At 33.4% G+C, this 12599-nt stretch carries 13 protein-coding genes; 4 read left to right on the forward strand and 9 right to left on the reverse strand.

Annotated elements, in window-relative coordinates:
• The first annotated feature begins 304 nt into the window (after positions 1 to 304).
• From rpsF to rplI, 4 genes are read left to right on the forward strand one after another with little or no spacing between them, the layout of a single operon-like run.
• Positions 305 to 688, forward strand: coding sequence for a 30S ribosomal protein S6 (rpsF, locus tag A9G25_RS05725; RefSeq protein ID WP_065626142.1), 384 nt, complete (start codon positions 305 to 307; stop codon positions 686 to 688).
• Positions 672 to 980, forward strand: coding sequence for a primosomal replication protein N (gene priB, locus A9G25_RS05730; protein ID WP_065626143.1), 309 nt, complete (start codon positions 672 to 674; stop codon positions 978 to 980). Before rpsF ends, priB begins: the two co-directional genes overlap by 17 nt.
• 4 nt (positions 981 to 984) lie before the next feature.
• Entirely contained in the window at positions 985 to 1212 is a 228-nt protein-coding gene (gene rpsR / locus A9G25_RS05735; protein WP_025314965.1) for a 30S ribosomal protein S18, read from the forward strand.
• Positions 1213 to 1234: 22 nt separating this feature from the next.
• The gene (rplI, locus tag A9G25_RS05740; protein WP_065590871.1) at positions 1235 to 1684 is read left to right on the forward strand and encodes a 50S ribosomal protein L9; all 450 of its coding nucleotides are present in this window, start codon (positions 1235 to 1237) and stop codon (positions 1682 to 1684) included.
• Between the two features lie 53 nt (positions 1685 to 1737).
• On the opposite strand, the gene ggt is transcribed toward rplI, so the two are convergent.
• The 9 genes from ggt to A9G25_RS05785 all read right to left on the reverse strand — a co-directional run.
• Positions 1738 to 3399, reverse strand: coding sequence for a gamma-glutamyltransferase (gene ggt / locus A9G25_RS05745; RefSeq protein ID WP_442903086.1), 1662 nt, complete (start codon positions 3397 to 3399; stop codon positions 1738 to 1740).
• 642 nt (positions 3400 to 4041) lie between these two features.
• Positions 4042 to 5391, reverse strand: coding sequence for a PTS cellobiose transporter subunit IIC (gene celB / locus A9G25_RS05750; protein ID WP_065626145.1), 1350 nt, complete (start codon positions 5389 to 5391; stop codon positions 4042 to 4044).
• 14 nt (positions 5392 to 5405) lie between these two features.
• Positions 5406 to 5891 carry a hypothetical protein gene (locus tag A9G25_RS05755; RefSeq protein ID WP_065611103.1) on the reverse strand — a complete coding sequence of 162 codons (486 nt, stop codon included), beginning with the start codon at positions 5889 to 5891 and terminating at the stop codon, positions 5406 to 5408.
• 15 nt (positions 5892 to 5906) lie between these two features.
• Entirely contained in the window at positions 5907 to 6245 is a 339-nt protein-coding gene (locus A9G25_RS05760) for a PTS cellobiose transporter subunit IIA (RefSeq protein ID WP_065611164.1), read from the reverse strand.
• A 14-nt stretch (positions 6246 to 6259) separates the two neighbouring features.
• Entirely contained in the window at positions 6260 to 8275 is a 2016-nt protein-coding gene (locus A9G25_RS05765) for a BglG family transcription antiterminator (RefSeq protein ID WP_218057547.1), read from the reverse strand.
• 165 nt (positions 8276 to 8440) lie between these two features.
• Positions 8441 to 8758 carry a PTS cellobiose transporter subunit IIB gene (locus A9G25_RS05770; RefSeq protein WP_065575474.1) on the reverse strand — a complete coding sequence of 106 codons (318 nt, stop codon included), beginning with the start codon at positions 8756 to 8758 and terminating at the stop codon, positions 8441 to 8443.
• 25 nt (positions 8759 to 8783) lie between these two features.
• On the reverse strand, positions 8784 to 10220 hold the full coding sequence (locus A9G25_RS05775) for a 6-phospho-beta-glucosidase (protein WP_065626146.1): 1437 nt from the start codon (positions 10218 to 10220) through the stop codon (positions 8784 to 8786).
• Between the two features lie 229 nt (positions 10221 to 10449).
• A complete protein-coding gene (locus A9G25_RS05780) occupies positions 10450 to 10701 on the reverse strand; it encodes a YciI family protein (protein WP_065626147.1) in 252 nt (83 codons plus the stop codon).
• Between the two features lie 692 nt (positions 10702 to 11393).
• On the reverse strand, positions 11394 to 12599 hold a 1206-nt coding region (locus A9G25_RS05785; RefSeq protein WP_065626148.1), incomplete at its 5' end, for an ATP-binding protein.

The following is a 12599-nucleotide window of genomic DNA, read 5'->3' on the forward strand; positions in this document are numbered from 1 at the left end:
ATTTTACAATGCATTTTTACAACCACAAAATCCGGTCAGAAAAAGTATTGATTTTATTGAAGTTTTTTCTTGCTTTTTTTGACGTTTTTCAAAAGAATTTCATAAAAAACAGTCATAAAAACAGATACTTCCTATCAACTAAAAGTGACACTGTCTTACAAAGAATCTTGGCATATTCATTTGTCAAACACAATAACTTGATATATAATGCCCCGTCGATTTCAACCGCCTATTTTCATGTTCCTTGCTTTCAATGGGTTGCGGTTGCCCCGACAGAAAGCTGATTAATCCGTAGGGAGCGATAATGCGTCATTACGAAATAGTATTTATGGTTCACCCAGATCAGAGTGAACAAGTACCTAGTATGATTGAACGTTATACTGGTACGTTAACCACTGATGGTGGTAAAATCCATCGTTTAGAAGATTGGGGTCGTCGTCAATTAGCCTATCCTATCGAAAAACTGCACAAAGCACATTATGTGTTAATGAATGTTGAAGCAACTCAAGAAGCGGTTAACGAACTTGAAGATAGCTTCCGTTTCAATGATGCAGTAATTCGCAGTTTAATTATGCGCACAAAACACGCTGTAACTGAAGCTTCTCCTATGTTAAAAGCTAAAGAGGAACGTCGTAGCTCTGAAGAAGATTTTAACGAAGCAAACATGGACGATGATTCCGACGAATAATCGTTTAATGTTATCGGGTATTGTAAAAAAAACTCCGATACAAAAAATCAGTCCAAGTGGGATCTCGCATTGTCAATTTTATTTAGAACACGTTTCTAAACAAATCGAAGCAGAACTTACAAGACAAGCATGGTGCATAATGCCTGTGATTGTTAGTGGACAACAAGAGTTAAGTTACATAAAAAAAGGCAGCAAAGTTTTAGTTAGTGGCTTTATAAGCACACATACTAAACGCAACCAAACAAGCCAACTTGTTTTACATGCTGACCAAGTTAAACTATTAGGAGAATAGCCAAATGGCACGTTATTTCCGTCGTCGCAAATTCTGCCGTTTTACTGCAGAAGGCGTTAAAGAAATTGATTATAAAGATGTTTCTTTATTAAAAAGCTATATCACAGAAAGTGGTAAAATCGTACCAAGCCGTATCACTGGTACTAGCGCAAAATATCAACGTCAATTAGCTCGCGCAATCAAACGCGCTCGTTACTTGGCATTATTACCATATACTGATAATCATCAGTAATTAGCAACAGAGGGAACATATAATGCAAATTATTCTACTCGATAAAGTTGCTAATTTAGGCAGCTTAGGTGATCAAGTTAATGTTAAAGCAGGTTACGCACGTAACTTTTTAATTCCACAAGGTAAAGCTGTATCAGCAACTAAAAAGAATATCGAATTCTTTGAAGCTCGTCGTGCTGAATTAGAAGCTAAGCTAGCAGAAACATTGAAAGCAGCTGAAGAGCGTGTTGCTCAAATCAATGCACTTGGTAAAGTAACTATTACTTCTAAAGCCGGTGATGAAGGCAAATTATTTGGTTCAATCGGTACTCGTGATATCGCTGATGCTGTTAAAGCTCGTGGTATTCAAGTATCAAAAAGCGAAGTTCGCTTACCAAATGGCGTACTGCGTACTACTGGTGAACATGAAGTGTTCTTCCAAGTACACAGCGAAGCATTTGCTAAACTTATTGTTGATATTATTCCTGAATAATTATCCAACAATAAACACAAAAAGACCCGTCATTATGGCGGGTCTTTTATTATCTATTTCACAATAATTGATTTACCTCGACCTCGAATATCTGATACGGCTTCGGGTTTATTATCCGTAATTTTTATGGCTTGAATATCACCGCTAAAATCTTGCTGTTTAAAATGATAACCCATCTGTTTAAGTTTATCTTTTAACTTCTCTGGCACTTTATTTTGAAAACGCTCAATAAAGATAAGATTCGCTGGTAATAGTTGATGATGATAACGCGGAGCATCCATTGCCGCTTTTAATGACATATGATTATCAAAAACATTTGTCACAACTTGAAAGATTGAAGTGAAAATCCTTGAACCACCTGGTGTACCAATGACCATTGCAACTTCGTTATCTTTAATAAAAATACTTGGTGTCATAGAAGATAAAGGACGTTTATTTGGTTCTATTGCATTAGCATCTTTGCTCACGACACCAAATTGATTAGCAACACCGGGTTTACTACTAAAATCATCCATTTCATTATTTAGAATGATACCAGTGCCTTCTATTACAACAGCAGATCCAAACCAACCATTAAGTGTATAAGTATTCGATGCGGCATTGCCCCATTTATCCACAATCGAAAAATGTGTAGTCTGTAACTTTTCACGATTATTATCTAAACCTGGTTTAACTTTTTCAGTAATCGAAATCGCTTTTGGATTAACTTGTTTCGCTCTCTGCGCTAAATAATTAGTATCAATCAATTCAGTGACAGGTACAGAGATAAAATCAGGATCTCCCATATATTCGGCTCGATCAGCAAAAACACGTTTTTCTATTTCTGCTAACAAGTGAATATATTGTGCTGAATTTACTTTTACACCTTTGAAATCATTCTCCAAATATTGTTTCATTAATAATAATTGAATTAAACCAACACCGCCTGAGCTTGGCGGTGGAGCAGTAACAATCTGCATATCATGCCAGTTAGCAATTAAAGGATCTCGCCATTTAACCTTATAATTTGCTAAATCATTTTCCGTAATTAAACCTTCATTTTTCTCCATCTGTTGTGCAATTAATTTAGCCGTTTCACCTTTATAAAATCCATCGCTACCTTGCTGGGCAATACGATCTAAAACTTTACCCAGTTCAGGTTGTTTAAATATTTTCCCTTCTTGCATTGAACCAAAGTATTGCTTAAAGTGACCATTAACAGGCGCAAGTTCTTGTGCCTCTTGATAACGTTTAACTAGTTGTTTGTCTACAACAAATCCTTCATTGGCAAATCGAATAGCTGGTGCTATAACCTCTTTCCAAGGTAATTTACCAAAACGCTGATGAACCGCCCACATACCAGCAACAGTTCCAGGCACTCCTGATGCTTTGTAAGAATATAAACTTAAATTAGGAATCACATTTTTATGATCATCAAGATACATATCTTTATCAGCTTTACTTGGTGCTACTTCACGATAATCAATAAAATAAGGCTTACCGGCCATCCAAAGGGTCATAAAACCACCCCCACCAATGTTACCCGCTTCAGGATAAGTAACAGCAAGAGCAAATGCGGTAGCCACCGCAGCATCGGCTGCATTTCCACCTTTTTCGAGCACTTCTTCGGCTGCCTTTGCACCATAATAATCGGGCGAAGCAACTGCGGCAGCTGTTAATTTTTGTGTTACGTTTTCGACAGCAAGTACTTGTTGGCTTATCAGTAAAAATACCATAAAGTAGCAATACTTTATCAATTTATGTTTAAGAGAAAACATTTTGCACCTCCTAATTAAAGTATTATTTATCGTACCCACTTAACACCAAAATACATAAAGCATATTAATAAATCATGCAACAATATGTTAAGGGGGGACCATCAATATAACATAGAAAACAAAAATACTGATCGAATATTGATCAGTTATATAGTGCATATTTACTCTAATTTACCATTTTAATGGAGTAGCAATGATCATTAGAACTAAAAAATAATTAGAGCAATTATAATTTGCTCCATAAAAACTAATGATTTAATGCGAGATGCAATCGATGATAACTAAAATTTGTTGTAAAACTTCATCTAAAATTTTTAAACAATATTTTTTTCGTTTAGTGTGAAAATTTTTACAGAATTAACTGCAAGTATCAACAATGATGTCTTTTCTTAGCACAGTAGCGATAAAATTATTCTCTGTATAAATAAAACTGATTTTTGTTAAAAACTTTCAGGAAACACTACGTTTAAGTATAAAACAGTAGTGAATTTAGTAGGAATGATTTCTTAAATCTCAAAGAAAATAAGCATAATTGATATTTATGATTTTAACTAAAAAAGAGCGTAATCTTTAATAAAATGTATACGCCCTTATATAAAATTAAGCTGTTTGAATTTCGTTTTCTGATTTACCTTGCTCATCTTTATACAATTTATTGTCATATAATTTGACAAAAGGAATATAGATTAGCAAAGCTAAAATAGCCGAAAATATGGCAACAATAGCCGCTTTATAATCACCGCCAGTACTGATAAATGCCCCTAATCCCATTGGGGATGGCCATGGAATTAATGCGATGATTGGATGAATAAAACCAGTATTAATAGCCAAATAACCTAATGTTCCACAAGCCATAGGTGCTAAGAAAAAAGGGAGAGCTAAATAAGGATTGTATACAATCGGCATACCAAAAATAACTGGTTCGTTGATATTAAATATTGCAGGTACTGCAGATGCTCGCCCTAAGATTTTTAGTTGGCTGGACTTAGCAAAAAACGCAATAAAAAATGTCATTAATAAAGTAGAACCTGATCCCCCTAAAATCACAAGTGAATTATTAAATTCACCAGCAAAAGGAATATGTGCTCCCGCTGTATTTTCAGTCATATTAGTTAACATAATAGGGGTAATAAATGCTCCAATAATACTGGCACCATGGATCCCAACCACCCATAGCGCATGGATTAAAAATAGGATAACCATAATACCCAACCAGCTTTTGGTAAGATTGGTTACAAAGGCAAACGGTACAGCTATAATATTGAAAATATCAGTACCAAAATAGATGAAAATACCATTAACAATGATCACAAAAAAGGCAATTACAAAAGTTGGGATCAGTGCGGTAAAGGATCGCGAAACGCCTAATGGCACTGTTTCAGGCATTTTTACAACCCAATTTCGTCTAACACATAAAAAATAGAGGTTAGTTGCCACAATGGCCATAACTATTGCAATAAATATACCTGATGTACCCAACCGAAAGATAAAGGGTTGTAAACGTAGCCCATTAAAGACTAAATTATTTTGATCATTAACTAAGGTAATAACTCCATTTTGCATGATCAGTTCAGGCAAAGTCATGAAAAAGGCAAAAACAGATAACATCGCACCATTAAGAGCATTAACTTTAAGACCCGTTTCTTCCGCTTCGATTTTAGTTAGTTCATAACCAACAACAAAGTTAAAATAAAGGGCTAAAATACCGATTGTAGCCGTGTTAGCAATCATATAAAGATCACTCACTCTAAAAAAAGTATTTTTAAAAAAACCTTCCAATCCCGTAAATGTCATTGGCAATGTGTTAAATACTAAAAACATGGAACCTACAATAGAAAAAGGTACAGACGCCATCCCTGCAGCCATTACGGCTCGAACAATTTTAAATTGCGATATTTTAGCCATGGGCGTCATCAGATATTTCTGCAAAATAACAAATCCCGTATTCATTTTATTGTCCTCTTTTAATTAATAAATTTTTCGTAAGCTTGGATTCTTTTAAAATGCTGATCCCGATTATGTTGAATATTATTTATTTTTTTAAGCATTAAAAACGTAATAATTAAACTCACTACCTGTAATATCACCAATACATGTAATGTATCTTGCGTCTGTTTTAAAAATGGATAGAAAATTTGATACAAAGGGGTATAGAGAGTAAGAATGAGTGCCGTAAAGACTATTGCTAAAGTACGATAAAATAATCTTGCATAAGGCAATTTATTGCAATGATTACGATAAAGCTTAATTTGTTCCCATGTGGTAAGTATGCCCAAAACAAAAAGAGCAAGCGGTAAAATAGCGACTATTGACAATGAACCTATTAGAAAGGTTGCCCAATAAAGATTCAAAAATAAAAAAAATGCAGTGGTATAGCGAATCACTAAAAATCGATTAAAATAGAGATTAGTTAGGCTGATTTTTTTATGCATTGTTAGATTTTCTGTCATTATGCTACTCCCTATTTAGCTCTTTAGTTTTATTTCTAACTCATGATGTTTTTCATATAGATGTAACATTTCAATCGCCATTTCTCGAAAGCTCATGGTTGTCATTAAGTGATCTTGTGCATGTACCATAATAATTTCCATTGTGATTTTGGTACCATTAGCATAATTTTGCAGCAGCTCTGTTTGGGAATGGTGTGCTTGTAAGATTTCTTTATTCGCTTCTTCAAGAAGCTGATTTGCGCCAATAAAATTAGCTTGTCTCATCGCCTTAAAAGCCTCGTGGATTTTAGTTTTAGCATTACCACTATACAAAATAATATTAAAAGCAATAAGTTGAATATCCTCTGAGCTCATTTCTTTATTCATTGCTATACCTCTTTTTCAATAAGTTGGATAAAAAGTCGTTTAAATTGATCAAAGTTTTGTGTTTTCAACAGTTTTGTTTGCATTTCTAAATCGTCAATCAATTTGACAATAGCTTTTGTCATCATCGATAAAGTCGGGTTTTGATAAATAGATGGTGAAATCATAAAGATAAAGTGAATTTTTGGATAATTGTGATCCCAAAATAATCCATCAGGAATAATTGCAATACCAATTTTAGACAATTTCCCCACAGGCATTGCCGGATGTGGCACTACGATAGTTGGGCTAAAGAAAATATCACCTAATATGATACGATTCTCCATTTGCTCTATCATCTTTTGTTTATAATCTTTATCTTCATTTAGTACTAAAAGATCAAGCAAACCATCTAAAACTTGTTCTTTACTTTGGGTACCTCTGTATTGGTAGAAATAATCAGCGGATAGTTCATCTACCATTTTTCCAACATTACTAAGATGCTCTAAAGTATTTGATGATGCGAACGTTGATATTGGCTCTGTATGTGCCGAGATAAGCATAATTGGTGACGATAAATGACGACGAATTTTTTGTATATCATCTTCAGTAAAAAATACAGAGACGTGAAAAACAGGGACTTTGAATACTTTTGATGATAAATCAACTGACGAGATAATAAAATCAACCTTATCCAATACTTTTGGTTCAATTTCATAATAGCCTTGCGTTGCAACGATTTTGATTCTTTCATTAAACTCGCATTCAACGCGATTTTTTAATAGTTGAGCACTACCCTGCCCAGTTGCACAAATAATTAACACTTTTGCCTTTTGTTCATTTTTTAGCTTTTCTATCGAAGCTAAAAAGTGCAAAGTCAAATAACCCCATTCATCATCAGGAATCGTAAATTTTTTAAGTTCAGGAAGCTGGTTAAGGTATTTTTTAACTAACTCAAACAATTCTGGAGAGTTTGTTTTAATTTCATCAAGCAATGGGTTTTTCAATTTTATATGCTGTTCTAAGCGGACAATCATCGGTTTTAGGTGCTGAATAATTCCGTTTTTCAATTGCTCATCGTTTAAAAATAAATATCCAGTTTCTTGCTGTATTCTAAATAATAAATTAGTCAAAGATAAATACAGCTCGGAGTTAAAATCATTCTGAATAAAATTTGATTTACTAATCAAATGCAATGTTAAATACATTTGTTCTTCTTTAGGAAAACAAAAACCAATCACTTTTTCTACTCTATTGATGATTTTTTTAGCGACTTGATATTCCAATTTCTTTTTAGTCGATTGTGGCATATCAAGATTTTGAATAGAAAGCCCTAACTGTAAACGTTTGATACTTAATGATAAATGTAAGACGATATTTTGTATCATTACATCAGATAATTTTATTTTTGCCTCACGACACTCATCTAAAATAATAATGGTTAACGTATCTAAGCCAATTACATCATTGAACTTGTTTAAATAAGTTAGATGTTGCAGAAAATTAATCGATTCTTCATGAAAAAAATAGCTCAAAATAAAATGTCGTTTTGCTTTTTCCTCACCTTCAATATAAAACAGAGATTGACTTTTTTTAATAGTAAGCCCATAAGGTTGGAGTTGGTGTTTGATTTCTAAAATATCTTTATTTAGTTGAGAAGAACTAATAAATAATTGTTCAGCTAATGCTTCTATATCGATTTTTTGGCTTTCTAATAATAATAAATTAAGAATATGGTGTTTTCTCTGACATACTTCTCGACAATTTGCTTGTTCTACATTGCGATCTAATAAATGATGCTCAATTAAAAATAAATTGAAAGCTGTTCTATCTTTAATTTGTAATTTGTAACCATAACCTTGTTTACTAATAATAGATCCACCGTGACTTTCAATTAACGATTTCAAATCATTAAGATAAGTGCGAACAGTACGATCTGATAATGCTAACTCAGTTGCTAGTAATGCACTACTTTTGAATATATCTTTAGAACGAACTAATAAACTAATAAGGTCACGCTGTTTATTTTTAATCACTATCATCCATACCTGTGTCAACTAAAACCATATTATTAATAATATAGTGAATACTTTTAACTATTACATAAGTACACCACACACCAACGTAAGATAGTAAGGCGCTGCTATTTAAATAATCTATTCACAACGCCAAATCATATCGCTAAAGCCGATATATATTGATTTAAATTAGTTTATATTCTCCTCTACTAACTTAGCCAATTGTTCAATGCCTGATTGAACGGGTATATAAGCCTGAAAAGGAATACTCACAACAGGCTTACCGACTTCTTCCCCCAATTTTTTAAATTTATCAAGCATCATCATAGTTTGCGGGCTAATTAAAAAGAGTGAAAAATCACTACTTTGAATCATATTTCCGCCTTCGGTTGCCGAGACAGCATCAACCAAAATTGTTTTATCTTTGCTAGCAAAATATTCTGTTACTTTTTTAGCCATTAATGATGATGACATACCTGCCGCACAAATGATTAATGCTTTTTTCATAAATTCCCCTAAAAATAGTTATGCTTTATAAGACTTCGCCATTAGACTCAATCACTCTTTTAAACCATGCGAATGAAGCTTTGCGGCTACGTTTTAGTGAACCGTTACCTTTGTTATCTTTATCAACATAGATAAATCCATAACGTTTTTCCATTTCACCTGTCCCAGCTGAAACAAGATCAATACATCCCCAAGGAGTGTATCCCATCAAATCAACACCATCTTTTTCAACAGCAAGTTTCATTTGTTTAATATGTTCACGCAGATAATCAATACGGTAAGCATCGTGCACGCTACCATCAGCTTCGATTTTATCGTAGGCGCCAAAACCATTTTCAACTATGAAAAGCGGTAAATGATACATATCAGTTAACCAATTAAGTGTATAACGAAGCCCTTCAGGATCGATTTGCCAACCCCAGTCTGATTTTTTAACATATTGATTGCCAATAAGATCGGTTTTTTCGTTATATTCATAGCTTTCATTATCTTCTTTTTTCCTAATTGCATTAGACATGTAATAGCTAAAGCCAATGTAATCAACTGTTCCATTTTTTAAGATCTCAAGATCTTGATTGGTGATATCAAGTTTAAAATCTTTACGTTGCCAATATTTTTTAATGTGGTTTGGATACTCGCCATGCACATGTACATCACCAAAAAAGTATTTACGTTCCATTACTTTTTGTGCTATTAAAACATCACCTGGCTTACAGGTTTCTGGGTAGATTGGTATCATAGCTAGCATACAACCAATTTTAAAATCAGGATTAATGGCATGACCAATCTGTACCGCTTTAGCACTAGCAACTAATTCATAATGTGCGGCTTGGTACATAATCTGCTCGCGATTGTCGCTTTCTTTATAATAAATACCTGAATTAGTAAAAGGCGCAAAATCTTCATTAAAATTAGCTTGATTATTGATTTCATTGAAAGTCATCCAATATTTGACTTTATTTTTATAACGATCAAAACAGACCTCAGCAAAGCGCACAAAAAAGTCAATTAATTTACGATTGCGAAATCCACCATATTCTGTAACAAGATAATAAGGTAATTCAAAATGAGAAAGTGTGACGACCGGCTCAATATTGTATTTTAAGCATTCATCAAAAAGATCATCATAAAATTTTAACCCTTCTTCATTCGGTGCAAGTTCATCACCTTTCGGGAAAATACGCGTCCAAGCAATAGAAGTGCGAAAACATTTAAAACCCATTTCAGCAAATAACTTAATATCATCTTTATAATGATGATAAAAATCGATAGCTTCATGATTAGGATAATATTCACCGTCAATAACACCTTCAGTAATTTTACGATAACTTTTTGGTGAACCAACAGTCATCACATCAGCGACACTTATTCCTTTTCCACCAACTTGCCAAGCACCTTCTAATTGATGAGCTGCAACAGCACCACCCCATAAAAAATTTTTTTGTAGACCTTTATTATTCATAATCAAGTACCTGTGTTTATTGATAATTCAAATTTAGTATAAAAGGAAAAAAATAGAATTACTAACCAACTTTTTCCGTATTGATCAGGAAAAATATAAGTATATTTTGGAGGGATTGTTAATTAATATGAAGAAAGTAAGTAAATTTTTATAGTATTTAGCTAAGTATCAAAAAAACATAAAAATAAGCAAAATAAATGTTAGAATTTAAATAGTTAAATCTAATTTGTTAAATAAAATTTTCAAACCCTTCAGTATATTTCGATGGCACAAACTTGATAATCTCATATTGAGCAATGTGATAAATATAAAATGGATCTTCTTGCATTATTACTATTGCTTGTTCTTTATTCTCTGCACGACAAAGAATCACCCCACCTGTATGGGGAACTTTTCTACCTGATGCAATAAAGTATCCTGACTCATAATGTTTTTCTACTTCATTAATGGGTTTTACATAAGTAAGTGTATAAACAAACATAATATAGATCCTTAATAAATACATACAAAAAAAGTTTCAAAATGTTAAGCTATGTTGTTCAACTTAGAACATTTAATTATCTAAATAGGTATCTATATTAGATACCCATTTACTATCTTTACCTTTGTGATAAACCTTTTCTACAACGGCCTAAGCCACTTTAAAAGCAATTGTTTTTGGTGCGTTATTATCGCGCCGTTTATGCGGATCCTGATATTTCTTAATCACACTATTAAACACTTATTTAAAATATCTAGCGTATGTCCTGGTAAAACATAGTGTATTGAATCGGGTAAATCTTCACGTGTTTTATATAGCATATAACATTTCCTTATAAATTAATTTTTGATGGCTGAAAATTTAAAATGCAATGCTAAAAATAGTGCTCTAACTAACTTGGTTTTGAATGTTTTCTCATTGACACAACAAGGCAAACTCTATATTGAAATAGTGATAAAAGGATTTGTAGAATGTAATACTTAAATTTCACTTGTTAAATCAATATTTCAAATCCATTTACCTATTTCGATAGTATAAATTCGACAATATTTAAGAATCATTTAGTAATTTTACTATCAAAAAATGATTAAACATAAAACTAGTATTATCATTTTAATATAATACTAGTTATTAAAGCTTAACCATTAAGCTGTAGAAGGCCAAAATTTGGATTAATTGAAGCTAACCAAACACTAGCTAATTTCAGCAACGGCATCACCAGCATTAACGTAATCCCCTTCTTGGACCGTTTTGGTTAATATGCCACTGCGGTGTGCAATAACTTGAACTTCCATTTTCATGGCTTCCATAATAGCAATGGCATCGCCTGCGTTTACGCTTTGATTATCATTGATCACCCATTTAAAAAGACTACCCGAAACAGGTGACTGGACAATCAATTCTGATAATTGTTCTTTCACGCTTGAAGATGTATCTAAATTAGCTTCCGTTTGCAAGGATAACCCTGCAAAGAGTTGTGCAGGTAAACCGAGTTTACAACGTTTACCGTCAATCTCAATAAATGTGTGTGTCAACGCTGCTTCTTTTTGTGGTATTTGCCTTTTGGCTGGTGCTATTGTTGCACTAAATTCAGTTTCAATCCAACGCGTATGCACATTAAAATCATCACAAAAATCTGAATGTTCAATAACCGCACGATCAAATGGCAACACACTAGCTACCCCTTCAATTGTAAATTCCGCTAACGCACGGCGAGCCCTAGCAATGGCTTGTTGTCGATTATTACCAACAATAATCAATTTTCCCATAAGGGAATCAAACGTTGCTGGAATTGTTGAACCAGCCATCACCCCACTGTCTATGCGTACACCAGGACCTGTTGGTACATCAAAACGTGTAATAGTACCAGCTACAGGTAAAAAGCCGTTAGCTGCATCTTCAGCATTGATACGAAATTCAATAGCGTGGGCTTTAGGTTTTGGCATTTCATTAATACTTAACGGCAAACCTTGAGCTATACGCAGTTGTTCAACAACAAGATCAATGCCTGTTATTTCCTCTGTTACGGGATGTTCTACTTGTAACCGTGTGTTGACTTCTAAAAAAGATAACTTACCATCTTGGCTAAGTAAAAACTCAACTGTCCCTACGCCTACATAGTTTGCTTTAGCGCAAATATCAATCGAAGATTGAATAATTTGCTGTTCTAATTGAGCTGTTATAAAAGGTGCTGGAGACTCTTCAATTAATTTTTGATTACGTCTTTGTAATGAACAGTCACGTGTACCAACGACAACTATATTACCTAATGTATCAGCAATAACTTGTGCTTCAACATGCCGAGGATTATGCAAAAATTGTTCAATAAAACACTCTCCTCGACCAAAAGCCGTTGTAGCTTCACGAACTGCTGAATGATAAAGCTCTTCTACTTCGTC

Source organism: Gilliamella sp. Bif1-4 (assembly GCF_001690535.1).
In the GTDB taxonomy this organism is placed as follows: Bacteria; Pseudomonadota; Gammaproteobacteria; order Enterobacterales; family Orbaceae; genus Gilliamella; species Gilliamella bombi.

What these genes read in the sequence shown, in the direction of transcription:
- rpsF (WP_065626142.1), top strand. Translation starts at nt 305, where the DNA reads ATGCGTCATTACGAAATAGTATTTATGGTTCACCCAGATCAGAGTGAA.
- priB (WP_065626143.1), top strand. Translation starts at nt 672, where the DNA reads ATGATTCCGACGAATAATCGTTTAATGTTATCGGGTATTGTAAAAAAA.
- rpsR (WP_025314965.1), top strand. Translation starts at nt 985, where the DNA reads ATGGCACGTTATTTCCGTCGTCGCAAATTCTGCCGTTTTACTGCAGAA.
- rplI (WP_065590871.1), top strand. Translation starts at nt 1,235, where the DNA reads ATGCAAATTATTCTACTCGATAAAGTTGCTAATTTAGGCAGCTTAGGT.
- ggt (WP_442903086.1), bottom strand. Translation starts at nt 3,399, where the DNA reads ATGGTATTTTTACTGATAAGCCAACAAGTACTTGCTGTCGAAAACGTA.
- celB (WP_065626145.1), bottom strand. Translation starts at nt 5,391, where the DNA reads ATGAATACGGGATTTGTTATTTTGCAGAAATATCTGATGACGCCCATG.
- A9G25_RS05755 (WP_065611103.1), bottom strand. Translation starts at nt 5,891, where the DNA reads ATGACAGAAAATCTAACAATGCATAAAAAAATCAGCCTAACTAATCTC.
- A9G25_RS05760 (WP_065611164.1), bottom strand. Translation starts at nt 6,245, where the DNA reads ATGAGCTCAGAGGATATTCAACTTATTGCTTTTAATATTATTTTGTAT.
- A9G25_RS05765 (WP_218057547.1), bottom strand. Translation starts at nt 8,275, where the DNA reads ATGATAGTGATTAAAAATAAACAGCGTGACCTTATTAGTTTATTAGTT.
- A9G25_RS05770 (WP_065575474.1), bottom strand. Translation starts at nt 8,758, where the DNA reads ATGAAAAAAGCATTAATCATTTGTGCGGCAGGTATGTCATCATCATTA.
- A9G25_RS05775 (WP_065626146.1), bottom strand. Translation starts at nt 10,220, where the DNA reads ATGAATAATAAAGGTCTACAAAAAAATTTTTTATGGGGTGGTGCTGTT.
- A9G25_RS05780 (WP_065626147.1), bottom strand. Translation starts at nt 10,701, where the DNA reads ATGTTTGTTTATACACTTACTTATGTAAAACCCATTAATGAAGTAGAA.